Origin of the sequence: Pseudomonas sp. MEJ086, assembly GCF_030209025.1 — a bacterium.
GTDB classification, from domain to species: Bacteria; Pseudomonadota; Gammaproteobacteria; order Pseudomonadales; family Pseudomonadaceae; genus Aquipseudomonas; species Aquipseudomonas fulva_A.
Genome location: NZ_JARVSV010000035.1, coordinates 223,624 through 249,731 on the forward strand (window position 1 = coordinate 223,624; position 26,108 = coordinate 249,731).

A 26,108-nucleotide genomic window follows, 5' to 3' on the forward strand; every position below is an offset into this window, starting at 1 on the left:
TTATCGGAGAGTCCCCATGAGCAACGCTTTCATTCGCGGTGTCGCCGCCCTCAGCCTGGCGCTGTTGCTGCCGGGCGCGGCGGCCCAGGCACAGGAGCGCAGTTTCAAACTGAGTGCCGGTGACCCCATCGATGCCCCCGGGCCCCAGGGCGCCAAGCTGTTCGCCGAACACCTGAAAGCCGGTAGCGACGGTGCGCTGAACGTCAAGGTGTTCCCTTCGGCCATGCTCGGCAACGATGTGCAGATGCTCGGTGCGCTACCGGCCGGCACCGTCGAGTTCGCCCTGGCGGGGGCGCCGACGCTGGTCGGCCTGGTCAAGGATTTCGGCGTGCTGGATCTGCCCTACCAGTTCAATTCCACCGCCGAAGTGGATGCCATGCTCGACGGGCCCATGGGCCAGCAACTGCTGGCCAAGCTGGAAGAAAAGGGCCTGGTCGGCCTGGGCTTCTGGGAGATCGGCTTCCGCAACCTGACCAACAGCAAGCGGCCCATCGAGAAATGGGAAGATCTCCAGGGCCTGAAAATTCGCACCGTGCAGAGCCCGGTCTTCCGTACCTTCTTCGATCACCTGGGGGCCAACGCCCAGCCGATGCCGATCAACGAAGTGTTCAGTGCCCTGGAGATGCACGCCATCGATGGCCAGGAAAACCCCATCTCGCTGATCGCCACCCAGCGTTACAACGAGGTGCAGAAGTACCTGACCCTCAGTGAACACATCTACACCGCCTACGTGCTGCTGATGAGCAAGAAGACCTGGGATGCGCTGGACGATACCCAGCGTGCTCAGGTGCGCAAGGCCGCCGAGCAGGCGCGCAGCGAACAGCGCCAGCTGGCACGTCAGGCCAATAGCGAGAAACTGGCCGAGTTGAAGGCATCGGGCATGCAGGTCAACGCCCTCAGCGACGAGCAGCGCCAGCGCTTCGTCGACCAGGCGAAGATCGTCACCGAGCAGGTGCGTGGCAGCATCGACGCCGACTTCGTGAGCGCCTGGCAGGCCGAACTGCAGCGCATTCGCGAGGCCAACTGAGATGCCCGATTGCCTGCATCAGCGTCTCGGCCTGGCCCATGCCGCCGATGGGCAGCGATTGATCGATGCCCACCATCACCTGTGGAACCTCGACACCCATCGCTACCCCTGGCTGCAGGACGAAGTCGATCAGCACTTCTTTCTCGGCGACTACGCGCCCCTGCGCCGCAACTATCTGCCCGAAGATTATCTGGCCGACAGCGCCGGCCAGCAGGTATTGGCCACGGTGCATTGCGAAGCCGAGCACGAGCGTGCCGATCAGGTGGCGGAAACCCGTTGGGTGCACGAGCAGCATGCGCGTTACGGCTTTCCCAACGCGGTGGTGGCCCATGTCTGGTTCCACCGCCCGGACTGCGAGGAGATCCTTGGCCGGCATCTGCAGTACCCGCTGCTGCGTGGTATTCGCAGCAAGCCGGTGACGGCCACGCGCCCCGAACTGGCTGCCAGCGTGCGTGGCCAGGCCGGCAGCATGCAGGACGAGGCCTGGCTGCGCGGCTTCGCCCTGTTGGCCAAACACGGTTTGTCCTGGGACCTGCGTGTGCCGTACTGGCACCTGCAGGAAGCGGCGCAGGTCGCCGCCGCCTTTCCCGAGGTACCCATCGTGCTCAACCACATGGGCTTCCCCTGGGATCGCAGCGCGGCCGGGCTCGAAGGTTGGCGCACCGGCATGCAGGCGCTGGCGGCGCAGCCGAATGTCCGCGTGAAGATTTCCGAGCTTGGCCTACGTGATGAACCGTGGACGCTGCAGAGCAACCGCGGCGTGATCGAGGAAACCTTGGCGCTGTTCGGTATCGAACGCTGCCTGTTCGCCAGTAACTATCCGGTGGCTGGTTTGCGCATCGGTTACGGCGAGTTGGTCACGGCCCTGAACACCGTGCTCGAGGGCTACGACAGCACGCAACGCGATGCCTTCTTCTGGCGTAACGCCAGGGACTTCTACCGGATCCAACTGAAGGGCTAGCGATGCCGCTGGCAGAGGCGAGATGGTGGTTGCGGTCAATTTGGTGGGCTGAAGCCCACCCTACGCCTCCGTCCCCATGGATCGTTCCTCAGGCTCCGCGTGGGAATGCCTCCCGGGACGCTCCGCGTCCGCTTCTGAGGGGGCCGCGGTGCCGCTGGCAAGGGCGAGATCGTGGTTGCGGTCAATTTGGTGGGCTGAAGCCCACCCTACGCCTACGTCCCCATGGATCGTTCCTCACGCTCCGAGTGGGAATGCCTCCTGGGAAGCTCCGCGTCCGCTTCTGAGGGGGCCGCGGTGCTGCTGGCAAGGGCGAGATGGTGGTTGCGGTCAATTTGGTGGGCTGAAGCCCACCCTACGTCCCCATGGATCGTTCCTCAGGCTCCGCGTGGGAATGCCTCCCGGGACGCTCCGCGTCTGCTTCTGAGGGGGCCGCGGTGCTGCTGGTAGAGGCGAGATGGTGGTTGCGGTCAATTTGGTGGGCTGAAGCCCACCCTACGTCCCCGTAGATCGTTCCTCAGGCTCCGCGTGGGAATGCCTCCTGGGACGCTCCGCGTCCGCTTCTGAAGGGAACCGCGGTGCTGCTGGTAGAGGCGCTGGCTGCCGCTCGGTCTGGTGGGCTGAAGCGGGCCGCCGCCCGGCATTCGTTGCGGCCCTCACCGGGTGCGGTTAGCCGATAACGCGCGGATGGCTTTTGCCGTTCGAGGCATTTCCTGTGGTTATCACTGAATGCGCATAAGTGATTATTCGCCGCCAGAGGCTGTGGCTAGAGTCGGCGGCAACAGGCAGCGATGCCTGTCTCGATAGACCAATAAGAAGCCCGCCTTGAGTCCTCGCAAGGTGATGACCGGCAAAGAAGGAATGGACCATGACAACAAGAACATCGGCCGAGGCACTGACCTCCGCCATCACCAAAAGCCGCATGCGGCTCCTGCCTTTTCTGATTCTCATGTATGTACTGGCATTCATCGACCGGGCCAACGTCGGTTATGCGCGCAGCTACCTGCAGGCCGATACCGGGTTGAGCGATGCGGCCTTCGCCTTTGGCGCCAGCATTTTCTTCATCGGCTACGCCTTCTTCGAGGTGCCCAGCAACCTGATGCTGCATCGCCTTGGCGCCAAGGTCTGGCTGTGCCGGATCATGGTCACCTGGGGCCTGGTTTCCGCGGCGATGATGTTCGCCGACAGCGCCATGACCTTTTACGTGCTGCGCTTCCTGCTCGGCGTGGCGGAGGCCGGTTTCTTCCCCGGCATCATTCTCTATCTCACCTACTGGTTCCCGGCACGCAGTCGTGGCCAGGCACTGGGCATGTTCTATTTCGGCCTGCCGTTGGCGCTGGTGCTCGGCGGCCCGCTGTCGGGCTGGCTGCTGGAGTACCACGGGGTATTCGGCCTGACCAACTGGCAGTGGCTGTTCGTGGTCGAAGGCCTGCTTGCCTCCATCGTGGGGGTTGCCGCGTACTTCTATCTGGTCAACCGGCCCGGCGATGCGCGCTGGCTGAACGACGAGGAAAAGGCCGCCCTGGAAACCACCCTCGCCGAAGAGGATGCGCAGAAACAGACGCACAGTCCGCACGGCTTCCTCAGCGCCCTGCGCAATGGTCGTGTGCTCAGGTTCTGCCTGGTGTACTTCACCATCCAGATGAGCGTGTATGGCGTGGTGTTCTACCTGCCCACGCGGATCGCCAGTTTCCTCGACGGCAGCGTTGGTCTCAGTGTCGGTCTGATCACCGCCATTCCCTGGCTGTGCGCGCTGCTGGTCACGCGCCTGGTCACCCTTTATGCCGACCGCACCGGCCAGCATCGGCGCCTGGCGGTGTGCATGCTGGCGATGGCTGCCTGCGGTATCGCGGCCTCGGCGCTGGGTAGCAGCCTGGTGCCGGTGGTGATCGCCTTCTGTTTTGCGGCCGCCGGTTTCGTCGCCGTGCAGCCATTGTTCTGGACCATCCCGACCAGCTACCTGAGTGGCGCCGCTGCGGCCAGTGGTATCGCCCTGATCAACTCGCTGGGCAACCTCGGCGGCTTCGTCGCGCCGAACCTGAAGACCTTCATGGAGAGCCAGTTCGGTGACCCGCGTGCCGGGATGCTGGCCCTCGCCGTGGTCGCGGTGATCGGCGCTCTGATGATCCACCGCCTCAATCGTCCCTCAACCACCCCGGCAGCGCCGCTCGAGACCGCGCGCGTCTGATCGCCACTACATCGTGAAAGGAGCTGTGAACATGAAAATAAAATCCATCCGTACCCGTGTCTTCGAATGGAAAGGCAAGGTGGTACCGCCCCAGGCCCACTTCTGCACCAACGCCAGCGACATCCTCTTCGAACGCGGCGATGCCATGGGCTCGTTCCGTTTCCATGGCTGGCTGGTGGTGGAAGTGGAGACCGACAACGGCATCGTCGGTATCGGCAACTGCGCCCTGGCGCCCCGTGTGGCCAAGGAAATCATCGACACCTACCTGGCGCCCATCGCCATCGGCGAAGACCCCTTCGACAACGAATACATCTGGCAGAAGATGTACCGGCAGAGTCACGCCTGGGGCCGCAAGGGCATCGGCATGGCGGCGATCTCGGCGATCGACATCGCCATCTGGGACATCATGGGCAAGGCGGTGGGCAAGCCGGTGTTCAAGCTGCTCGGTGGGCGTACCAAGGAGAAAATCTGGACCTACGCCTCCAAGCTCTATGCCAATGACGATCTCGACCTGTTCCTCGAAGAGGCTCAGGGCTACCTCAACCAGGGTTTCACCGCGTTGAAGATGCGCTTTGGCTATGGTCCCAAGGACGGCCCGGCAGGCATGCGTCGTAACATCGAGCAGGTACGCGCCCTGCGTGAACTGGCCGGCCCGGATGTCGACATCATGCTCGAGTGCTACATGGGCTGGACCCTGGAATACGCCCGCCGCATGCTGCCGAAACTGGCCGAGTTCGAGCCGCGCTGGTTGGAAGAGCCGGTGATCGCCGATGACCTGGAAGGCTACATCGAGCTGAAGAAGATGGGCATCATGCCGATCTCCGGCGGCGAGCACGAGTTCACCTCCTATGGCTTCAAGGACATGCTCGAACGCCGCGCCGTGGATGTGATCCAGTACGACACCAACCGTGTCGGTGGCATCACCGCAGCACGCAAGATCAACGCCATGGCCGAAGCCTGGTCGGTGCCGGTGATCCCCCATGCCGGGCAGATGCACAACTACCACCTGACCATGTCGACCACCGCATCGCCGATGTCCGAGTTCTTCCCGGTGTTCGACGTCGAGGTCGGCAACGAACTGTTCTACTACGTGTTCAAGGGCGAGCCGGCACCGGTCAACGGCTATATCCAGCTGGACGACGATAAGCCAGGCCTGGGCCTGGAAATCTCCACCGAGTACCTGAGCGAGTTCAACATCATCGAGTGATAGCCGCTCGGCGCGTCGCCATCAGCCCCGGTTCGTCCGGGGCTTTTTGCGTGGGCCCAACCATGGGTGAGTCTGCGCCAATTCGATGAAGGCCTTGGTCGCCGGGGACGATTGCCGTGCATCCACCACCGCCAGGCCGACCCGACGCGGGCTCGCCGGCATCAGGGCGCGGGTCACGTAGGGGGCGTCCTCGCCGATGGGCAGCGACGAGGCGGCAACGATGCTGATCGCATCGCCACGCCCGACCAGTTCCAGGGTGCTGAGCAGTTGCGAGGTCCGGTAACGGATGTTGGGTTGCAGCCTGGCCGAGAGAAACAGCCGCGAGACGATCTCGCTGGAGCCGGCTTCGGTCAGCACGAAGGGATCGCTGCACAGTGCCTTGAGGGGCACGGCCGTTTCGAGGGCCAGTGCATGCTCGCGGGGCAGCAGGGCGACCATCTGGTCTTCGAGCAGCGGATAGGTATCGAAGCGTTCCTCGGGCAGCACCACGAAGCCGACGTCGATGCGCCTGTCCTCCAGCCATTGCAGTACCTGCCGATCCGGCCCTTCGTCGACGTGCACTTCGATGCCCGGATAGGCCAGCCGATAGGCCTGCAGGATGGCCGGCAGCAGGCGTATCGATGCCGTGGGGCCGAAGGAGCCGATACGCAGCGTGCCCTGTTTCATGCCCCGCGCATCCAGCGCTTCCTGGCGCATGGTTTCCGCCATGCCGAGCATCACCTGCGCTCTCTGCAGGAGCCGCGCGCCAATGTCGGTGAGCACGATGGGGCCCTGGTGTCGATGCAGCAGCTCGACGCCGAGCTCCTGCTCCAGTGCGCGAATGGCATGGGAAACCCCCGACTGCGAGATGCCGAGCTGTGCCGCCGCCGAGGTGAAACCGCCGCGTGCCGCGACGATGGCGAAGATTTCCAGTTGCGTGAGGGTCATCGCCGATAGCTGCTCATGAGTGATCGCTCATTTCCCTATGACTACGTATCTGCAGAAGTATGCCCGAGCTGCGCCTATTCGTCCGCTGCCCCGACACCCGGGGTCTGCGCATGGGCGTGGTTCCCTCTCACTTGCCGTAGAACAACCATGCACGAAAACTCGACGATTCGCTTTTCACCGGACCTGCCGACTTACCTCAAGCTGGCGCTGGTCGCGATCATATGGGGCGGCACCTTCGTCGCTGGCCGCTACATGTCCAGTGACCTGAGCCCGGTGCTGCTGGCCAGTTTGCGTTTCATTCTCGCCGCGCTGGTACTGGTGGCTTTCCTGGCACTGTCGAAGCGTGGCTTCGTGCCAATGACCATGGGCCAGGCCGTGCAGGTCGTGCTGCTCGGCCTGGTCGGCATCTACGCCTACAACCTGTTCTTCTTCTCCGGCCTGAGCTACATCGACGCGTCACGGGCATCGCTGATCGTCGCCAGCAATCCTGCGCTGATGGCGCTCTGTGGTTACCTGTTCTTCAGGGAGCGCATCTGCGCAGTGCAGATGGTCGGTATCGCGTTGTGCCTGCTCGGTGCCGGTGTGGTCATCTTCGCGCGGGCACCCCAGGGGCTGGCGTCCGGGCAGGGGCACTGGCTGGGCGATGCGCTGATCTTCGGCTGTGTGCTGAGCTGGGTGGTGTACAGCGTGTTTTGCAGGAGCGTGGTGCAGGCCATCGGTGCCTTGCACACCGTGTGCTATTCGGTGATAGCCGGCGCGCTGATGCTGAGCGCCACGGCGTTGTTCATGGGCGAGATGAACAGGGCCGCCTTGCGCAGCCTGTCCGTCACCGATGCGCTCTGCCTGGCGTACCTCGGGGTGCTGGGCTCGGCCGCTGCCTACGTGATGTATTACGACGCCATACAGCGAATCGGCGCGACCCGGGCAGGCACCTTCATCGCCCTCAACCCACTGACTGCGGTACTGGCCGGGGTGCTGTTGCTCGATGAGCGGCTGAGCATGGCGATGGTGTTGGGCGGTGCTCTGGTAATCCTCGGCATCCTGCTGTGCAACCGCCGGGCTGGGGCGTCGCGTACTGGTGACGCGACGAGGGCAAGCAAAGGCGCCTAGCGGCGTCCGCGCAGCAGCCCGAATAGCCCGACAACGGCCAGCAACAGCAGCAACACCACGGCGGCGGCGCTCACGTACAGGCCCGTGGTGCCCAGTAGCGGTCGTTCCACCCGTTGATAGGTGGACTGTTTGAGGAGCAGGTTCAGCGCCGCGTCGAGCTGTGCGGTATGGACCTGGCGCAGTTCTTTGGCGGGATCGGCGAAGCGACCCTCCTCGTAATCGGCCAACGAACTCCAGTAATAGTCGGCAAGGGCGCTGTTGCCCTGGGCGGTCCAGTTCTGGCGGGCGAGGGCGACGTTGCGCAAGCGCTCGACGGTGTCCGCATCCAGGCCGTCACGGCCGAGCCTGTGCAGCAGGTCGTGCAGGCGCTGCAGGGTTTGCTCGACATCGTCGCGTGCCACCTCGGCGTTGATGCTGAAGAAGCTGCTGCTGGCATAGGCACTGCGCTCTACGCTCGGCCCATAGGCCAGGCCGTGTTCGAGACGCAGATCGCGATACACCGCCCATTGCAGGCAGTCGCGCAGCAACTGCCAGGTGCCGTGGTCGAGTTCGCCGACCCAGGGTTCGGCGAAGATCAGGTGTACCTTGGCGGTTTCACCGACCAGGCCATTGATCAGGGTACGGTCGGGCTCGGCCTTGCCGGTGCTTTCCGGCAGTTCGCGCAACTCGGGCATGGGGCCGGGCGGCAGTTCGCCGAAGCGCCGTTCGAGGTAGGCGGGCAGGCGTCGATCGAGATCGCCGACCATGATCAGGGTCATGTTGTTGGCGACGTACCACTCGTTGCGCAGGCGCTCCAGGGCGTCGGCCGTCAGATGCGCCAGGCTGTCCGGCTCGGCGCAGGCCAGGCCCAGTTCCGCAGCCAGCTGGGCGGTGGCGTCATCCTTGCTGGCAGAGCTGCCGAGCAGGCGCTGCCAGGCTGCAGGGTGTTCGCCATTCTCATGGGCGATGACGCCCTTGGCGGCGTCGATGCGCGCCTCGTTCAGTTCGGTGTTGAACAGTGCGGAGAGCAACAGGTCGAGGGCAGCACGCTGATTGGCGGCCGGTACTTCGAGCACGAAGGTGGTGTCGCTATCCCGGGTGTAGGCATTCCAGTCACCGCCCAGGGCCTGCATGCGTTCTTCCAGCCCGGCTTCGCCGCTGTCGTCGATACCGCTGAACAACAGGTGTTCGAGCAGGTGCGGCAGCTCCTTGTGGCGACAGTCGAACTGATCGAAACCGACACCGACCACCAGGCGGATGGACACATGGCCGCGTTCGCTGGTGGGCTTGAGGATCAGTTGCAGGCCGTTGTCCAGGGGGTAACCTTCCACCTTGAGGCGGTCCGCCGCCAGCAGGTGGCTGCACAGCAACAGGCTCAGCAACAGCGTTAGCATGCGGCCGGTGGAGAGCACTACTCGCCACCTTCTTCGACGAGCAGGGCGCCGGTTTCATGGCTGCCGAGCACGGCGTAGGCACTGGCGCAGAACAGCGAGTTGAGGCGTTTCATGTCGTCGATCAGTTCCAGGTGTAGAGAGCTGGTTTCCAGACTCTTGACCACCTGCTTGTGCAGACGTTCGACATGTAAATGGGTCAGCCGGCGCTCCTGAATACGGAAGCGACGCTTCTCGCGCAGCAATTGGCGAGCGGCATCGGCGTCAGCGGAAAAGAACACCGACAGCCCCAGGCGCAGGTTGCCCAGCAGGCGTTCGTGCAGTTCGGTGAGTTCCACCAGGCCGCTTTCGGAGAAGGCGTGGCGCTGTGAGGTCTTCTCGTCCTGGATCTTGCCGAGCATGCGTTCGATGATGTCGCCGGCACGTTCCAGGTTCGACGAGAACTCGATGATCTCCGCCCAGCGCTGACTGTCGTGGTCGCTCAGCTCCTCTCTCTGTACCTGGGCGAGATACAGCTTCACCGCGGTGTAGAGGGCATCGATATCGTCGTCGAGGCGGCGCAGATCCTTGCCGAGAATCGGCTGGCTGCCACGCAGGGCGTCGAGCAGGTGGCCGAGCATGCTGTCGACCAGGTCACCGATGCGCAGGGTTTCACGGACCGCATTGGAGAGTGCCAGGCTCGGCGTGGACAGTGCGGTGGGATCGAGGTGGCGAGCCTTGGCGACCGCATTCATGTCCGGCCGATCCGGCAGCAGCCAGTTGCAGAAGCGCGCCATGAGGCCGAGGGTCGGCAGCATCAGCACGCAGCGCAGGCTGTTGTAGAGCACGTGAAAGCCGATGACCAGTTCTGCCGGATGCCATTTGAGGCTGTCCAGCCAGTGCACCAGTGGGTCCAGCACCGGAATCACCAGCAGCAGGCCGATCAGCTTGTAGAGCAGGCTGCCCAGGGCCACGCGACGCCCGGCCTGGCTCTGCATGCTGGCATTGAGAAAGGCCAGCACGCCGCTGCCGATATTGGCACCGATCACCAGACCGATGGCCACCGGCAGGCCGATCACACCGGCACCGGTCAGCGTCGCGGTGAGCAGCACCGCGGCCAGGCTCGAGTAGGAAATCAGTGCGAACAGTGCACCGACCACGGCGTCGAGCAGCAGGTCGCCGGTGAGCGAGGCGAACAGCACGTGAATGCCCTTGGCCTCGGTGATCGGCGTGGCGGCGGCGACGATCAACTGCAGCGCCAGAATCATCAGCCCGAGGCCGATGCCCACCCGGCCGAGCTGGCCGGCACGGGTCTGCTTGCGGGACAGGAAGAACACCACGCCGAGGAAGATCAGCAGGGGCGACAGCCAACTGAGGTCGAAGGTCAGCACCCGCGCCATCAGCGCGGTACCGACGTCGGCACCGAGCATGATCGCCAGCGCCGGGGTCAGCGCCATCAGACCCTGGCCGACGAATGAAGTGACCAGCAGCGCCGTGGCGTTGCTGCTTTGCACCAGGGCGGTCACGGCGATGCCGGCGACGAACGCCATGGGCCGTTTGCCGACGTTGTGGCTGAGCACGCGACGCAATTGCGAGCCGTATACCCGCAGGATCCCGGTACGCACGATATGGGTGCCCCAGATCAGCAGGGCAATGGCGGAAAGCAGATTGAGCAGAGTCAACATCACGCATCTCCCTGATACGCAGATTCGATCCCGACGCTTGGGATACTGCCGATGACGGAGTGCGATAGCCTGTGGTCACAGTCGACCTATCAGGCAGGTCTCTTTTTAGCTGTAGCTGCAGATCGCCGGTTTGCCAAGCGCAGGCTTTCGCGTTGCAGGGGCGTGGCATTGCCAGCGGCCCGGTGCCATCGCCAAACTCACCTCTGGGCGTTGCAAGAATCGAGCGATAAGCCTAGGATGCGCGCCTTCTCTCAACCGACGGCAAAGGAGGTACATCATGCAGCTACTGACTACCCTTTGCAGGTCGCGCCTGGCTTGATCGCTGTTTCCGCTATTCGCTAGCGGCTGCGCAACACCCGGGCCAAGGCCTGCCAATCCGAACATTTTTTCGTTTCAACCCATCAGGATTGGACTATGGGCACTTGCATTCGCACTTTGTCCGACGGCACCGTTTTGGTCGCCGCGGACGACACCTGGATCGAAGGAAAAGCGATCCAGCAACTCGAAACGACCGCTCGCCTGCCGGGCATGCATCGGGTCGCCGGCATGCCGGATCTGCACCCGGGGCGTGGCTATCCGGTCGGCGCGGCATTCTTTTCCGTGGGCCGCTTGTACCCGGCCCTGGTTGGCAACGACATCGGTTGTGGAATGGCGCTGTGGCGTACCGACAGCGCTATCGCCAAACTGAATCTGGACAAGCTGGAAAAGCGCATCGGCAACCTCGACGCGCCGCTGGACGACAGTTGGCGTGAGGTCATCGACGCCTTCGATCTTCCCCTCAGCGGCCATGAACGCTCGCTGGGCACCATTGGTGGCGGCAACCATTTCGCCGAGTTGCAACTGCTCGACGAAAGCTACGACGACGAGGCGATGGCGGCACTGGGCATCGACCGCAAGCACCTGCTGTTGCTGGTGCACAGCGGCTCGCGCGGGCTGGGCGAGTCGATTCTGCGCGAGCAGGTCGACCTGTTCGGGCATCAGGGGCTGGAGGCGGGCAGTGATGCCTGCGCCCATTACCTGAGTCGCCACGACGGCGCCTTGCGTTTTGCCGAGGCCAATCGTCAGTTGATCGCTCGGCGCATCCTCGAGCGTTTGCGTAGCGATGGCCAGGCGGTGCTGGACATCAACCACAACCTGGTCTCGTCGGCACGCGTCGATGGCGTTCAGGGCTGGTTGCACCGCAAGGGCGCGACGCCATCGGATCAGGGCGTTGTGGTGATTCCCGGTTCCCGTGGTGACTACAGCTATCTGGTGCAACCGCTGGCCGACGCGCGCAGCCTGTTCTCGCTGGCGCATGGTGCCGGTCGCAAATGGATGCGCAGTGAGTGCAAGGACCGTCTTGCCGCTCGCTACAGCGTCGAGCAACTGGGCCGGACCAGCCTCGGCAGCCGGGTCATCTGCGCCGACCGAGCGCTGATCTACGAGGAGGCGCCGGAGGCGTACAAGGCCATCGACTCGGTGATAGGCGCACTGCAGGGGGCCGGACTGATACGTGTGCTGGCGCGCCTGAAGCCGGTGCTGACCTACAAGACGCGTGGAGGGTGCTGCTGATGATCCTTCTGCAACTATCGGCGGCCCAGGGACCTGAGGAGTGCGCCCTGGCGGTGGCCAAGGCAGTGGTCAGGCTGCAGGCCGAGGCGCACGCCCAGGCTGTACAGGTGCGGGTTCTCGAAGAGGAGCCGGGGCCACGATCCGGCACCTTGCGTTCGGTATTGCTGGCGCTGGAAGGCGAGCAGGCGCACAGCCTTGTCGACTGCTGGACAGGGTCGCTGCAATGGACCTGCCCCAGCCCATACAGGCCAGGCCACGCCCGCAAGAACTGGTTCTTCGGTGGCGCGCGGTTCACCGCGCCAGCCCCGGAACTGGCCGGTGAAATCCGCTTCGAAACCCTGCGCTCGTCCGGCCCAGGCGGCCAGCACGTCAACACCACCGACTCGGCGGTGCGTGCTACGCATAGTGCCAGCGGCATCAGCGTCAAGGTCCAGAGCGAGCGCAGCCAGCATGCCAACAAGCGTCTGGCCGTTCTGCTGATTGGCCAGCGCCTCGCACAGCAGGCTCAGCAGAATGCCGATGCTGTACGCGCCGAGCGGCGCTCGTTTCACCGGCAGGTGGAGCGGGGCAACCCCAGGCGGGTATTTCGGGGCGAACGTTTCGAGCCCGTGAGTGGGTGATTCGCGATACTGAAAACGGGGCCTGAAACAGGCCCCGTTTTCATATTGCCGCTCAACGAAGGCTGCTTGTCGGCTGGCAACGCATCCGGGGCAGCAGGCTGTGTCGAGATCCACTTTGCTTGCGGTTCGTTAAGTGGGGGGCGCTTGATCGTTAGCGAAAACAGGGGCAGTTCTCCAGGGATCCGGCCTGCTTCCAGCTGTTTGCAATATTTTGCAATGATTGTCAGTCTGCTTTTTGGCGTCATTTTGTTGGCGATTGTTTGCGTGAGTCACGCGCTTCGCTGGCCGCCGTTGCACCTATCGATTATCGGCCATCTCGAGTCCTCGAGCGGTTGCCAGTGGAATACCCGTGCATTGTTCGCGGGCGTCAAATTCTGATTCTTGATGCTGATGAAATTTTGTCGCCCCTCGGGAGCGCCGCCTGCCGCTATGGCGCGGGTTTTAGCCGCGAAAAGGCCTGTGTTTTAATTTTCCGGTATCGAATCGACGCGTTACCTCGGGAATGGATGCATGGTTTTCCGCAATGGATCTGCGGCCTTATGGCTTGTCCGTTTTTTCGCTGACCAATCACTGCATCGATTGTGGCTAGGCGATCACCGGCGACGTCGGCGTGATCCAGCCCGGCGAGTATCTGACCACTGCCGTGACCTTCGCCCATTCCCTGGAACCACCCGATGCGATCGCCGAGCGCGATCACCCGGTGCACTTCCACCTCGACCTCTTCCTCTGATTTTTTGATTCGCCTGTGCCTCGGAGCACCCTGAACATGGACGTTCGCAGCCCATTGTTTCAAAACATCGCCCTGATTCTGGCGGGTGTGATGTTCCTCAACCCCATCGCCGCCACTGCCGCGCAACTGACCGTGGATGCGCAGGCGGGCGGCAACACCAGCCTGGGGCAGGCCGCCAATGGCGTGCCGATCGTCAACATCGCCACGCCCAACGGCAGCGGGCTGTCGCACAACAAGTTCACCGACTACAACGTCGGCCAGCAGGGGCTGATCCTCAACAACGCCACCGAGCGGCTGCAGAGCACCCAGCAAGGCGGCATCATCATTGGCAATTCCAATCTGCAGGGGCGTGCAGCAGGGGTCATCCTCAACGAAGTGACCGGCAGCAACCGCAGCCAGCTCAAGGGCTACACGGAAGTGGCCGGGCAGGCGGCGAACGTCATCGTCGCCAACCCCCATGGCATCACCTGCGACGGCTGCGGCTTCATCAACACCCCTCGGGCGACCCTGAGCACGGGTGCGCGGGTGATCGAAAACGGCCAACTGCGCAGCTTCGACGTCAATGGCGGCGACATCGCCATCGAAGGTGCAGGCCTCAACGCCAGCAACGTCGACCAGTTCGACCTGATCACCCGCAGCGCCAAGCTCAACGCCGAGATTCATGCCAAGCGCCTGAACGTCATCACCGGCCGCAACGACGTGGATGCCGCCACCCTGCAGGCCATCGCCAAGGCCGATGACGGCAGTGAAAAACCGCAACTGGCCATCGACAGCTCGGCCCTGGGCGGCATGTACGCCGGGGCGATTCGTCTGGTGGGTACCGAGGCGGGCGTGGGCGTGAAGCTGGCCGGCGACATGGCGGCCAGTGCCGGGGATATTCAGGTCGATGCCAATGGGCAACTGACCCTGTCACGCATCGCCGCCCGGGACAATCTGCACATCGTCGCCGGCAGTGCCGAGCTGACAGGGCCCGCTTATGCAGGCAGCAACGTCGCCATTCGCGCGACTGCTGAGCTGAGCAACAAGCAGAGTCTCGCCGCCGCCAATAGCATCGATATACAAGCCGGCCGCCTCGACAACGCGGGCATTATCGAAGCCGGCGTCAACAACGATAACAGCCGCAATGCATCCGGCGATGTGCGCATCGACGCGACCGAGGTCCGCAATGCCGGCCGAGCGCTTGCCAGCCGCGAGCTGAAGGTCGATACCAAGGCCTTGGACAACCAGGGCGGCGTGCTGAGCGGCCAGGCACTGGCGTCGGTCAAGGCCGGCAGCATGAACAACCAGCAAGGTCGTCTGCTGTCGCAAGGTGACGTTCAGGTCAGTGCCAGCTCTCTCGACAACGGCAATACCGGGCTCGTATCCGGTGGCAAGAGCGTTAGCCTGCAAGTCGGTGAGCTTGCCAACCGTGGTGGAGAAATCTCCAGCCAGAAGAGCGTAGCCATTTCCAGCACTGAATTGGATAACCGCTCCGGGCGGGTCATTGGCGAGCAAGGCGTAGACCTCGATGTCGCAGGCAGGATGCTCAATGCACAGGGCGTCGTGTCTTCCAATGTGCAGTTGGCCGTAAAAGCTGCGGAACTGAATAACAGCGGTTCGGGCACGCTCGTCAGCCAGGGCACGTTGAGTGCACGGGTCGATGGCGTTCTGGACAACAGTGCCGATGGGGCCCTGATTGCGAAGACCCAGCTGGACGTATCGGCAGGTGTCACCAACAACAGCAAGGCGGGCTTGCTCTCGGGCAACGTGCTTAACCTGAGCGGCGACGCGCTGGACAATCGCGGCGGTCGAATTCTCGCCGACGAGCAACTCGGTCTCAGCCTGTCGAGGGCAGATAACAGCGCGGGCGGAGTCATCGATAGCCGCGGCAGCCTGCATGCAACGACCACCTTGCTGAGCAACCAAAATGGCGGGCGTGTAATCGCCGATGGTGACCTGAACCTGCGTGCCGAACTCATCGAAAACGCTGCCCAGGGCAAGATCGCCAGCCAGGGTGACTTGACCGCTCAGGTCACCGAGTTCAATCAGCAAGGCGGCCAGTTGCTGAGTCAGGGCCGTCTCAGTCTGCAGGGGCAGCGCCTCGATAACGGTGGCGGTGGTCTGTTGGCGGCAGGCAACGGCATCGATTTGCGAGTCGCGTCTGTCGACAACCGGGGTGGCGAAATCTCCAGCGCCGGGCGAGTGAAGGTCACTGGCCAAACCTTCGATAACAGCGCATCGGGTTTGCTGCTTGGCGATAGTGGCCTGCAACTGGCCGTTCAGCGGGTGCTCAACCACACCAAAGGCGTTCTTGGCGGGCGAGATGGGTTGCTGCTCGATGGCGAGAGCCTGGATAACAGTGCCGGCGGAACGCTGAGCAGCCTTGCCGCATTGCAACTGAATCTGCGCGGCAAACTCGACAACCGGGAAGGCCTGGTAACCGGCGAAGGGCAGGTGAAGCTGACCGCCAATGAGCTGGATAACCGCAGTGGCGCACTGTCCAGTGCGGGTGACCTGGTCATCGAGGTCGCTCAGGTGGACAACCGCGCTGGGCGCCTACTGACCGACAGCCAGGTCGATATCGCGAGCGTGTCGCTGGACAATCGTCAGGCAGGCACCATCAGCGGCAAGACCGGAGTAGGCATCGACACCGATAGCCTGACCAACGACGATGCAGGCCGCATCACCAGCGGTGCAGGTCTGAACCTGATTGCCGATACGGTGAGTAGCAACGGCGGTCGTATTGCTGCCACCGGGCCTGTATCCGTTACCACTGGCAAATTGGATCAGCGTGCAGGGCAGTTGGTCAGCGAATCCACTCTGTCGGTGGATCTGGGTCAGGGCGCACTCGATAACAGTCAGGGCGGCTTGATTGCCAGTAAGGGTGTACTGGCTCTGAACAACGTTGGTGCTCTGAACAACAGTCAGAGTGGCGAGATATCCAGTGATCTCAGCTTCGTCCTGGCGGCCAAGTCGTTGGACAACAGTGGCGGTCGCGTCATCTCCGCGCAACAGTTGCAGGTGCGCATCGACGGGTTGTTGAAGAACAGCCTCAAAGGCCTGCTTTCCGGGATGTCGGGTGTGCAGCTGGCGGCGAATCGACTGGATAACAGTGCCGCAGGCCTGGTTACCAGCGGCGCCGATCTGGAAGTTGCCTCCCGCGAACTGGATAACCACGAGGGTGGAACCCTGTCGGCCGCTGCAGCGTTGCAGGTGCGCAGCGAACAGGTGAACAACTCGGCCGATGGCCTGCTGGCCAGCGGCAAAGCACTGAGCCTGGTGAGTGGTGGGCTGAACAACCAGAGCGGGCAGATCATCAGTCAGGGTGAACTGGTGGTCGGCGTCGACCAACTGCTCAATCGCAGTGGCGTGTTGAGCGCCAAGCAGCACCTGCAGCTCGGTGCTGGCACCGTTGCCAACCAGGGCGGGTTGATTTCCAGCACGAGCACGCTCGACCTGTCTGCCACCAGCCTGGACTCCAGTGAGCGAGGTGAAGTATCCGCCAAGGGCAATCTGTACCTGCGGGTCGCCGAACTCATTCAGCGCCAAGGCTCACTGATTGGCGAAGCGGGCGTCACCGTGGATCTGCAGGGTGGATCGCTGGACAACCGTGCTGGCCTCGTTTCCGCCGCTGGTCCTCTGCGTATCGATAACCTGAAGGCGTTGAATAACAGCCAGGGTGGAGAGCTCTTTTCGACGCAGTCCTACCTGCTGGCCGCTGAGAGCGTGAACAACAGCAACGGTGGCCAGCTGATCAGCAGCGGTACCCTGAGCCTGAACGCACAGACCATTCGCAACGATCAGGCAGGCTTGATCTCCGGCTGGCAAGGCCTGGCCATCAAGGGGGGCGCGCTGGACAACAGTGCCAAGGGCACAGTGTCGAGCAAGAATGGTGAGCTGAGTATCGAGCTCAGCGACCAGTTGGACAATCGCGACGAGGGCGCTCTGGTCAGCCAGGGCAATCAACGCGTCTCGAGCAAAGACCTGATCAACAGTGCAGGCATCATCTCGACTCAGGGAGCGCTCGAACTGAGTGTCTCGAATGAGCTCGACAACCGCGCCAAAGGCTTGATCAGCTCGCAAAGCACCATGCAGATCGAGGCGCTCAACACCGCCAACCAGGCAGGACAGATCGTCGCCGGCGAGGCGCTCGCCATTCGTGGTGAGAGCCTGGATAACACGGCAGGTGTGATCACCAGCAACGCAGGTATTCATCTGCAATTGGCAGGTGCACTGGTCAATCGCGACAACGCGCAGCTCGCCAGTGCGGGGCCGCTGCGAATCGAAGCGGCATCCGTCGATAACAGGGGCGCAACCCTGGCCAGCCAGAACGTGCTGCAGCTGCTTGCTGCCAGCTTGAACAACGCCGACGGCGGCACGCTGCTGGCCCGTCAGCAATTGGCGTTGCGCCTGACCGGCGCTCTGGACAACAGTCGCGATGGCTTGATTTACAGCCAGGCCGGTGAGCTGCTGGTCGAGGCACAGCGCATCCTCAACGACCAGGGCAATTTGCAAAGTGCCAGTAACCTGCAGGTTACCGCCACCGAGGCGTTCAGCAACCGCGATGGGCGACTGATCAGTAGCGGTGGCAACCTCAACGTGACGGCTGCGAGTCTCGACAATCAGCGTGGCGTGCTGGATAGCGCGGCAGGCCGGCTGCAATTGGCAGTTACCGGTGAGTTCGACAACCGCAGTGGTACTGCCCAGGGCCAAACGCTGGACGTAACCGCTGCAGACATCGACAACGAAGCGGGGCACCTGTCCGGCCTGAACGGCAACGCCGAAATCGACACCGGGTCGCTCAACAACCGTGACGGCGGGCTCTATGCACGGGGTGATCTCACCGTGCATGCGACGCATGTCAATAACGGCGGTGGCCAGGTAGCGGCGCGAGCAATCGATTTTAGCCTTGCCGGCGCGCTCGATAACCAGAGCGGCCTGATCGAAAGCGAACGCTCGCTCCTGCTGCAGGCTGGCAGCGTCGATAACCGACAGGGCCGCTTGCGTTCGCTGGGCAGCACTGGCTTCACCCGCATTAACGCCACGAGCCTGGACAACCGCAGCGGCCTGATCGAGACCGCCAACCAAGACCTCTCGGTGCAGGTAGGCAGCCTGGTCAACCAGGCTGGGCAGATCCGGCACATGGGCAGCGGGTCCTTCGGCCTGGCAACTGCGCAGGTGATGGCCGCGGGCGGCAGCTTCGTCACCGGCAGCGCACTCACCATCGACGCCAGCAGTTGGGTCAATGACAGCCTTCTGCAAGCAGCCAGCCTCGTTCTGAACATTGGTCATTTCACGCAGACGGCGACCGGCCGCCTGCTCGCTGCCACGTCTTTCACCGGCACCGGCGATACCTGGATCAACCAGGGTGTGTTGGCCAGTGACGGCAGCATGAGCGTTGCGCTCACCGGTGGTTACAGCGGTGGTGGTCGTCTGAGCAGCATCGGCAACCTGACGCTCGATGCCGCGAACCTGAATCTGTCGGAAAGCGCCCGTGTCAGCAGTGGTGCGAAGGCTGAAATCGACATCGTCGGTCAATCGAACAACCGAGGTGTCATCACCGCTGTTGACGGTCTCGCTATCAGCGCAGCCCAGCTTGAAAACTTCGGCACACTGGGTAGCAGCGCCGATCTTTCAGTCATCGCATCGACGCTCCGTAACGAAAGCGGCTTGATCTTCAGCGGCGCAGATATGGCGCTGCGCGCAGACGAACTCGTCAACTACCAGGCGGATATCTACAGCCTGGGCGGCCTGGATATCAGCGGCCGTGCCGACGGCAGCGAAAGCAACCTGATCGACAACAACTCCGGGACCGTGGAAAGCGCCGGTGATATGCGCCTCTACGCCAATACCTTGCGCAACCAGCGGGATCGCTTCGCCACTGAGCAGCAGCGTGTGTCGGGTAACATTCATGTATTCGAAGACGATACCTGCAGGGGTAACGGTTGTGCGTGGAAGTTCACTTCAGTTGAACGTTACGAAGATGTAATCGTTTCGGGGAGTGCCTCAGCTGCAGGCTTCATTGGCTCGGGTGGCAACTTCCAATTCAGCGGTAGCCTGTTGGATAACCGTCACAGCACGGTATCTGCAGGTGGTGATATCACCATTGGCACCGATGTGTTCAATAACATCGGTGCCGGTGGTGGTGAGGAGCGTTATTTTAACTCTGGTTTATATACGCGCGATCGGCCTACCTATTACAGGTTTATCAACCAGAAGAATTTGTATAACCAGTACAACGACCCAAACTCGCCTAACTATGCGCCGAGTGCACTGTCCCGCGACGAGATACTCGCCGCCTCTGCGGCTCAGGCCGGTCGTTACGAAACCTCGTCCTACACGGTGCAGGTAAGTGGAAGTGCCGTAGCTTCCGCCATCGTGCAGGCTGGTGGTGCAGTCAAGGTCACCGCCAGCCAGGAAATCAATAACAGCGTGCTGCGTTCGCAGACCGCCTACGTTGGCGATACTTCGAAGGGCGTGGATACCACGGTTGCTGCCAGCACCACGCCACTTGTCGCCATTACCACGCAACTGCCACCAGACCTCGCGCAAAAGCAGATCAATCCCCTGACTCTGCCCGGCTTCAGCCTGCCCACTGGCCAGAATGGCCTGTTCCGCCTCAATCAGCAGGGCGGGCAGCAAACCGGAGCGACGTCCGTAACTAGCATTGCCGGCCCTGCAGCCGTCGTCGGTCAGGGCATTGTCGTCGGCAGCCAGGAGCAACATGCCGCGGCTTCGGCCCTGAGTGGGCAGCAGATTGCCGTGCCAGGTGGCACCAGTGCTGGTCAGGTGCCAGTCGTTGCAGGCGTAACGGCACCGTTGGCCGTAGACGGTGTAGCCACGCTGGGCCAGCCGGTCGTGCCTGGCAGCAGCCACAAGTACCTGATCGAAACCAACCCGGCATTCGCCAGCCTGGGTAATTTCCTCAACTCCGACTACATGCTGAGCAGGTTGGGTTTCGATCCGGATCTGGCGCAAAAGCGCCTGGGTGATGGCCTCTACGAGCAGCGCCTGATCCGCGATGCCATCACGGCTCGCACCGGCCAGCGCTTTATCGCCGGGCTGGACAGCGACGAGGCCATGTTCCGCTACCTGATGAACAATGCCATCGCCAGCAAAGAGTCGCTGCAGCTCACCGTGGGCGTGAGTTTGAGCGCCGCTCAGGTAGCGGCGCTGACCCACGACATCGTGTGGATGGAAGAGGTCGAGGTCGCCGGGGAAAAGGTACTGGCCCCCGTGCTCTACATGGCACAGCCAGCAAACCGCCTGATGGCTAATGGTGCGCTGATCCAGGGCCGCGACGTGACGCTGATCAGTGGCGGCTCGCTGAACAACAGCGGCACCCTGCGTGCCAGCAATAACCTCTCGGCCACCGCCGCGAATATCGAAAACCGCGGCCTGATCGAGGCCGGCAACCGCCTCGAGCTGATGGCGACCGACAGCATTCGCAATGCCGCTGGCGGCATCATCTCCGGGCGTGACGTGAGCCTGGTCGCGCGTGATGGCGACATCATCAACGAGCGCACCATCACCACGATTACGGGCAGTAACCGGGACAATCAGTACCGCGCCGACGTAGCGACCGCCGCCTCGCGTATCGAAGCGGCCAATGACCTGAGCGCAATCGCGGGCCGCGATGTGCAGAGTTTGGGCAGCGTCATCAAGGCCGGCGGCGATGCCCGCATCGAAGCCGGGCGCGATGCCCTGATCGCCAGCCAGCGTGAACAGGACTCCTACAGTTACCAAGGGCGCCGTGAGCGGGGTAGTCAGTACCAGGTCACGCAGCATGGAAGCGACGTGCAGGTGGGCGGCGATCTAGCCATCAGCGCCGGCCGCGACCTCGGCGTGATTGCCAGCCGCGTCGAAGCGGCCGGGGATATCGACCTGAAGGCCGCGGAAAACATGGTGATCGCCGCGGCCGCGAACGAAAGCCATAAAGAGTCCTTCTACAAGCACGCTGGCAAGAAGGTCGAGCGCGCCGAGACCAGCGTCAGTCAGCAAGCATCGGTGATTGAAGCGGGCGGCAACTTCACCAGCGTGTCCGGCAACGACACCACGCTGATTGGCAGCCAGATCCACGCTAGCGAAGAGGCTTACCTTTACGCCGGTGGTGACATCGATCTCGATGCTGCCCAGAACTTCGATTACAGCTACTTCTACAAGAAGAAAAAAGGCGGCATGTTCAGCAGCAGTAAGCTGCAGATGTCCGAGTCCTCCAACAGCGAAGCGGTATCCTCCTACATTACCTCGGGGAGCGATCTGACGCTGCGTGCCGATAAGGACATCGCCGCACGCGGTGCCCAGCTGATCAGCGATTCGGACATCTATCTGCGCGCCGGTGGCGATGTCGTGCTCGATGCGGCCCAGAACTCCAGCAGCCAGGCCAACGCCAAGGCTAAAAGCGGTCTGTTCTCCAGCAAGGCGAAAACCAGCAGTTCTGAGTCAACGACGCTTACCGGCACTCGACTCGACGGCCAGAACATCGTCATCGAAGCCAATGACGATATTGCACTGCGCGCCGCAGGCCTGCGTGCTGACGACGCCATCATCCTGGATGCTGGGCGCGATGTATCGGTAGGTACTGCGGTGGCCTCGCAGCAGTCGAGTCAATCCAGCAAGTCCAGCTCGCTGAAATGGCACATCTTCGACTCGCTTGCCACCAATGGCTCTTTGACGCTCGAGCAGAAATCCAAGGGTGCCCAGTCGTCTTCCTCACAGGAGGTTGGCAGTACGCTCAGCGGCGCCACCATTGACGTGACCAGCGGCCGCGATACCGCGGTTCGGGGCAGCACCCTGGTCGCTGACAGCGATATCAACGTAGCGGCTGGGCGCAATCTGCTGATCGCCAGTGGTGAGGCCAAGGATGATTCCAGTGCTCGCTCCAGCTCGAAGAAGTCTGGAGAAATTGGCGATTGGTGGCAAGGCGCCACGGGCGTGGTCAGTATCAAGCAAAGCAGCCAGAACAGCACCACTCAGCAACTGGGTAGCCAGATCGCCTCGCTGGGTGGGGATGTCGAGCTGAAGGCTGGGGAAACCTACCGGCAGCAGGCCAGCCAGGTCATTGCACCGCAGGGCGATGTTTCGATCACGGCCAAGCGTGTCGACATCGAAGCAGGGTATGACCTGCTCAGTTCCAGCCAGAAGCAAAGCTCCAACCGTACCGCTCTTGGCGGCACAGTAAGCGTGCCGTTGATCGACGCTGTGCAGGGCGCGCAACGCATGATCAATGCTGCGGGTGACACCAAGGATGGGCGCTTGACTGCGTTGGCTGCCGCCAACACGGCGATGAGTGGTTACGAGGCTTATCAAAGTGCCCAGACCTTGGCGACTGGGAATTTCACGGGTGTCAAAATCAGTGTCAACCTGAGCAATAGCCAAAGCCAGAGTGGCGGAACTCAGTCCGGTCAGAATGTGGTCGCCAGCAGCGTCGCGGCAGGCCGCGACATCGCTATCAAGGCAACCGGTGATGGTGACGCCAGCAACCTGAACATTGTGGGTAGCACCATCGATGCGGGGCGTAACGTATCGCTCGATGCGGATGGCAGCATCAACCTCATCTCAGCGCAAAACACTGCCAATCAGGAGGGCAAGAACAGCAACAGCGGTTGGAGTGCAGGCGTTGGTTTCGGCGTGGGGCAGCAGAACGGCTTCACCATCGAGCTGGCGGCGAACAAAGGCAGAGGCTCGTCTGAAGGTGAGGCGATCACCCATGCCAATACCCTAGTAAACGCTGGCGAGAAAGTCGCCCTGAACAGTGGTGGTGACACCAATCTGAAAGGCGCTGTAGTCACCGCCAAGCAAGTTACCGCCGAAGTGGGTGGCGACTTGAATCTTGCCAGCCAACAAGACATCGACAACTACAAATCCAAACAGCAAAACGCGGGCGTTGGGCTGAGCCTGTGCATCCCGCCTTTCTGCGCGGGCGTGTCCACTGTCTCCGGAAGCTTTAGCCAGCAGAAAATCAATAGTGAGTATGCAAGTGTCGGTCAGCAAACGGGGATCAAGGCGGGCGATAACGGCTTCCAGATCAACGTTGGCGGCAATACGGATCTGCAAGGCGCCATCATCGCCAGCAATGACAAAGCCGTTGCGGACGGCAAGAACAGCCTGACGACCGGCACGCTGACGCATTCCGATATCGAGAACAAAGCCGAGTACAAGGGCAGCAGCATCAGCTTGAGCGGCAGCTACAGCACGGCTGCTCACGATAAAGAAGGCAATGTAATCGAGGGCAAGGATGGCAAACCTGTTCAGGAAGCCGCTGCGAATGCAGGCACACCAATTGCGCTAAGCGCCAGCGGCAAGGAAAAGAGCACAACACATAGCGGGATCAGTGGTGGGACCATCACCATCACCGACGAGGCGCAACAGCAGGAGCTGACAGGCCAGACTGCTGAGCAGGCAGTTGCCGATGTCAATCGTGATGTCTCCAGTGACAAGGACGGCAGCAATACCCTCAAACCGATCTTTGATCGCAAGGAAGTCGAAGCTGGCTTCGAGATCACTGAGCAGTTCGTACGTAATGTCGGCACTTTTCTCGAGCAGCGCTCGCTCGCCTCTACGGATGCCAAGAAGAAATTGGCTGAGGAGAACGCTAAGCCTGTTGAGCAGCGTGACAAAGTGAAAATCGATCAGCTCAAGGACATCATTGACAGTAATGCCACTTGGGAGATTGGTGGGCTAGGGCGGACTCTGGTTTCCGCTATCAGCGGTGCGGCCGGGGGCAATGTCACTGGTGGTGGATCACAGCTTCTTCAAGGCGCGGCGGTCAGCTATCTACAAGGCCTTGCCTCTGAAAAGGTCAAAGGCATTGCTGATGAGTTGAAATCCGATACGGCACGGGCGGCTTTGCACGCCATTGTCGGGTGCGCGGGTGCAGCGGCACAAAGCCAAAGTTGCGGTGCGGGCGCCTTGGGTGGCAGTGCGAGCGTGGTGCTGAACAACTTGATTGATCAGTTGAGCGATCAAACTGCTGAGAGCATGACGGATGCACAGAAGCAGAATCGCCTGAATCTGATTGGCAGCCTGGTCGCGGGTATTACGGCTGCCGCGGGGGGCGAGGCTGCGGTTGCGGCGAATGCGGCGCAGATTGAGACTGGAAATAACTATTTGCACCGCCCGGAGGCGCAGCGCAAAGCCAATTTAGAGCGTAGGCAGAGGGCTGGAAGCTTAACCACCGAGGAGGCTGTAGAGCTTGCTGAGATCCATAGGATTGATGAAGCACGTAACGAAGCAATTCGAGATATTTGTGCCAAAGGGAAAAAATCTGATGGTGCATGCTCTGCCTTGGTTGCTCAAGCAAAGCTAGCGTTAGCGTCTTATGATGAGCCTATTAGCTATAGTCTTGCTTGGAAAAGCGTCTATCAGGAGGACGCTGCGAATGTAGAAAAAATCCTACAAGGCCTCGATTCGGGGAGTATTACGCGCGATGCTGCTATAGCGGCGATAGCCAAGGAGTCAGGAAAGAGCTGGGAGGAGATAGCGGATCGGTATGATACGGTCATGGCTGTCCATTCAGTTGTTGCCGCTTTGGCAGGGGCGTATGGTGGACGGGGTATCTTTGACAGTCCAAGGGGTGCTGGTACATCAGGTGCAAAAGGTGGCGGTTCTAGTGGTTTCAGTGGCGGTAAACCAACTATTGTTGATGATCCATATAGCCCGAATGCTGTTACTGAAAGGTCTAGCGTCAATAGAGATTATTATGGTCGGGAAAATGCTGCCGATGAGTTTTCTGCTGGTCTTCCAGACTATGCAACTCATTCAACAGCAAAGAGCTATCAGTCAACGGCGCCAAGAGATCTGAGCGAGCAGACTTTGTGGAACAGAGTGACAGAAAATCCCTCTGCCGGTCGTGATACAAAATTAGCGGGCGATAAAGACTTCCCGCGGAGTGAGGGGTGGAGAAAAATGGAAGTAAGTCACCGTCTACCTGGCGGAGAAAATATAACCATCCACTACCAGTACAACTCCGTAACCGGTAAAGCATACGATATGAAAATTACTACGCCGCAACAGCTGCCCCCTGTGCTGCAGCCCGGTAGGACTATTGAGTGATGTGGATATGATTATTCGAGAAATTGGGCGAGAAGAGCCTGTACAGGTGTTTGGGATTTACTGGATAGAGAACGAGCGTTTTTACTGGGTCATTCCTTATGATGGCTACGGTGGCCTGATGGCACTCAGCGATAGAGAAGTCAATGTTGTTGACTCTTCTTTGTCAAGTGATCTTATCCTCTGCAAAGATGGGGGGGGAGGGGACATGATTCTGCATTGGGCAGCGGAAGATTTGATTGAAGAACTTGTGGAGCGTGATCCACTAGCAATGGTCGAGTTCTTAGAACGCATAAAAGGCTGATGGTGCAAAAGCAACTGGCGGGGCGGTAGACCGTGCTACTACTGGGATTGAGTGGGGCAAGGGTATTCAAGGTCAAGGAATGCCTTGGGAGGATTACCTTGGGACGCAACTGCCAGCAGGCTCTCTGCTACCGCCTAACTTCAAGACGTTTAACTTTTTTGACGAAACCACTGGTATAGCGATCAGCGCCAAAACACTTGATACGACGACTGCTGCCAAACTTGCTAATCCGGAACACGGAACAATAGGGGACAGACCACGATTATTTCTTCCATTTCGATAGCGGAACAATAGGGGACAGACCACGATTATTTCTTCCATTTCGATAGTGGTCTAGGCTTGTAAGTCTCTATGGAAGGAGTTTTTCATGCCACGTCGAGCGCGTATTTTGTTGCCAGGAATGTCACTCCATTTAATTCAGA

Annotated in this window: 13 protein-coding genes; 10 read left to right on the forward strand and 3 right to left on the reverse strand. The window is 61.4% G+C overall.

Going from position 1 to position 26,108, the window contains the following annotated elements; translation table 11 throughout:
- The first annotated feature begins 16 nt into the window (after nucleotides 1–16).
- From QRN22_RS22280 to QRN22_RS22295, 4 genes are all read left to right on the forward strand, one after another.
- The gene (locus tag QRN22_RS22280; protein WP_042554660.1) at nucleotides 17–1,027 is read left to right on the forward strand and encodes a TRAP transporter substrate-binding protein; all 1,011 of its coding nucleotides are present in this window, start codon (nucleotides 17–19) and stop codon (nucleotides 1,025–1,027) included.
- A 1-nt stretch (nucleotide 1,028) separates the two neighbouring features.
- Complete coding sequence (locus tag QRN22_RS22285) at nucleotides 1,029–1,988, forward strand: amidohydrolase family protein (RefSeq protein ID WP_042554661.1); 960 nt, start codon at nucleotides 1,029–1,031, stop codon at nucleotides 1,986–1,988.
- Between the two features lie 865 nt (nucleotides 1,989–2,853).
- The gene (locus QRN22_RS22290; RefSeq protein ID WP_042554662.1) at nucleotides 2,854–4,173 is read left to right on the forward strand and encodes an MFS transporter; all 1,320 of its coding nucleotides are present in this window, start codon (nucleotides 2,854–2,856) and stop codon (nucleotides 4,171–4,173) included.
- Nucleotides 4,174–4,204: 31 nt separating this feature from the next.
- Nucleotides 4,205–5,380 carry an L-rhamnonate dehydratase gene (locus QRN22_RS22295; protein ID WP_042554663.1) on the forward strand — a complete coding sequence of 392 codons (1,176 nt, stop codon included), beginning with the start codon at nucleotides 4,205–4,207 and terminating at the stop codon, nucleotides 5,378–5,380.
- 21 nt (nucleotides 5,381–5,401) lie between these two features.
- On the opposite strand, the gene QRN22_RS22300 is transcribed toward QRN22_RS22295, so the two are convergent.
- A complete protein-coding gene (locus tag QRN22_RS22300; protein WP_042554664.1) occupies nucleotides 5,402–6,307 on the reverse strand; it encodes a LysR family transcriptional regulator in 906 nt (301 codons plus the stop codon).
- A 147-nt stretch (nucleotides 6,308–6,454) separates the two neighbouring features.
- Here QRN22_RS22300 and QRN22_RS22305 point away from each other — a divergent pair, with 147 nt between their 5' ends.
- Complete coding sequence (locus tag QRN22_RS22305; protein ID WP_042554665.1) at nucleotides 6,455–7,417, forward strand: DMT family transporter; 963 nt, start codon at nucleotides 6,455–6,457, stop codon at nucleotides 7,415–7,417.
- On the opposite strand, the gene QRN22_RS22310 is transcribed toward QRN22_RS22305, so the two are convergent.
- The gene (locus tag QRN22_RS22310) at nucleotides 7,414–8,790 is read right to left on the reverse strand and encodes a M16 family metallopeptidase (protein ID WP_042554673.1); all 1,377 of its coding nucleotides are present in this window, start codon (nucleotides 8,788–8,790) and stop codon (nucleotides 7,414–7,416) included. The two genes, QRN22_RS22305 and QRN22_RS22310, sit on opposite strands and share 4 nt — an antisense overlap.
- A gap of 17 nt (nucleotides 8,791–8,807) precedes the next feature.
- The gene (locus QRN22_RS22315) at nucleotides 8,808–10,451 is read right to left on the reverse strand and encodes a Na/Pi cotransporter family protein (protein ID WP_042554666.1); all 1,644 of its coding nucleotides are present in this window, start codon (nucleotides 10,449–10,451) and stop codon (nucleotides 8,808–8,810) included.
- Nucleotides 10,452–10,865: 414 nt separating this feature from the next.
- Here QRN22_RS22315 and QRN22_RS22320 point away from each other — a divergent pair, with 414 nt between their 5' ends.
- The 5 genes from QRN22_RS22320 (at nucleotide 10,866) to QRN22_RS26490 (ending at nucleotide 25,969) form a co-directional block, all read left to right on the forward strand.
- Nucleotides 10,866–12,002, forward strand: a complete 1,137-nt coding sequence (locus QRN22_RS22320) for an RNA ligase RtcB family protein (RefSeq protein WP_042554667.1) — start codon at nucleotides 10,866–10,868, stop codon at nucleotides 12,000–12,002.
- The gene (prfH, locus tag QRN22_RS22325; protein ID WP_042554668.1) at nucleotides 12,002–12,622 is read left to right on the forward strand and encodes a peptide chain release factor H; all 621 of its coding nucleotides are present in this window, start codon (nucleotides 12,002–12,004) and stop codon (nucleotides 12,620–12,622) included. The genes QRN22_RS22320 and prfH overlap by 1 nt, the downstream gene beginning before the upstream one ends.
- A 766-nt stretch (nucleotides 12,623–13,388) precedes the next feature.
- Nucleotides 13,389–25,385, forward strand: a complete 11,997-nt coding sequence (locus tag QRN22_RS22330) for a hemagglutinin repeat-containing protein (RefSeq protein ID WP_502945153.1) — start codon at nucleotides 13,389–13,391, stop codon at nucleotides 25,383–25,385.
- Between the two features lie 7 nt (nucleotides 25,386–25,392).
- Nucleotides 25,393–25,686 carry a hypothetical protein gene (locus tag QRN22_RS22335; protein WP_024651179.1) on the forward strand — a complete coding sequence of 98 codons (294 nt, stop codon included), beginning with the start codon at nucleotides 25,393–25,395 and terminating at the stop codon, nucleotides 25,684–25,686.
- Nucleotides 25,687–25,765: 79 nt separating this feature from the next.
- Nucleotides 25,766–25,969, forward strand: a complete 204-nt coding sequence (locus tag QRN22_RS26490; RefSeq protein WP_082045735.1) for an endonuclease toxin domain-containing protein — start codon at nucleotides 25,766–25,768, stop codon at nucleotides 25,967–25,969.
- Nucleotides 25,970–26,108: the final 139 nt, after the last annotated feature.

What these genes read in the sequence shown, in the direction of transcription:
- QRN22_RS22285 (WP_042554661.1), top strand. Translation starts at nt 1,029, where the DNA reads ATGCCCGATTGCCTGCATCAGCGTCTCGGCCTGGCCCATGCCGCCGAT.
- QRN22_RS22305 (WP_042554665.1), top strand. Translation starts at nt 6,455, where the DNA reads ATGCACGAAAACTCGACGATTCGCTTTTCACCGGACCTGCCGACTTAC.
- QRN22_RS22280 (WP_042554660.1), top strand. Translation starts at nt 17, where the DNA reads ATGAGCAACGCTTTCATTCGCGGTGTCGCCGCCCTCAGCCTGGCGCTG.
- QRN22_RS22315 (WP_042554666.1), bottom strand. Translation starts at nt 10,451, where the DNA reads ATGTTGACTCTGCTCAATCTGCTTTCCGCCATTGCCCTGCTGATCTGG.
- QRN22_RS22300 (WP_042554664.1), bottom strand. Translation starts at nt 6,307, where the DNA reads ATGACCCTCACGCAACTGGAAATCTTCGCCATCGTCGCGGCACGCGGC.
- QRN22_RS22290 (WP_042554662.1), top strand. Translation starts at nt 2,854, where the DNA reads ATGACAACAAGAACATCGGCCGAGGCACTGACCTCCGCCATCACCAAA.
- QRN22_RS22335 (WP_024651179.1), top strand. Translation starts at nt 25,393, where the DNA reads ATGATTATTCGAGAAATTGGGCGAGAAGAGCCTGTACAGGTGTTTGGG.
- prfH (WP_042554668.1), top strand. Translation starts at nt 12,002, where the DNA reads ATGATCCTTCTGCAACTATCGGCGGCCCAGGGACCTGAGGAGTGCGCC.
- QRN22_RS22295 (WP_042554663.1), top strand. Translation starts at nt 4,205, where the DNA reads ATGAAAATAAAATCCATCCGTACCCGTGTCTTCGAATGGAAAGGCAAG.
- QRN22_RS22330 (WP_502945153.1), top strand. Translation starts at nt 13,389, where the DNA reads ATGGACGTTCGCAGCCCATTGTTTCAAAACATCGCCCTGATTCTGGCG.
- QRN22_RS22310 (WP_042554673.1), bottom strand. Translation starts at nt 8,790, where the DNA reads ATGCTAACGCTGTTGCTGAGCCTGTTGCTGTGCAGCCACCTGCTGGCG.
- QRN22_RS22320 (WP_042554667.1), top strand. Translation starts at nt 10,866, where the DNA reads ATGGGCACTTGCATTCGCACTTTGTCCGACGGCACCGTTTTGGTCGCC.
- QRN22_RS26490 (WP_082045735.1), top strand. Translation starts at nt 25,766, where the DNA reads ATGCCTTGGGAGGATTACCTTGGGACGCAACTGCCAGCAGGCTCTCTG.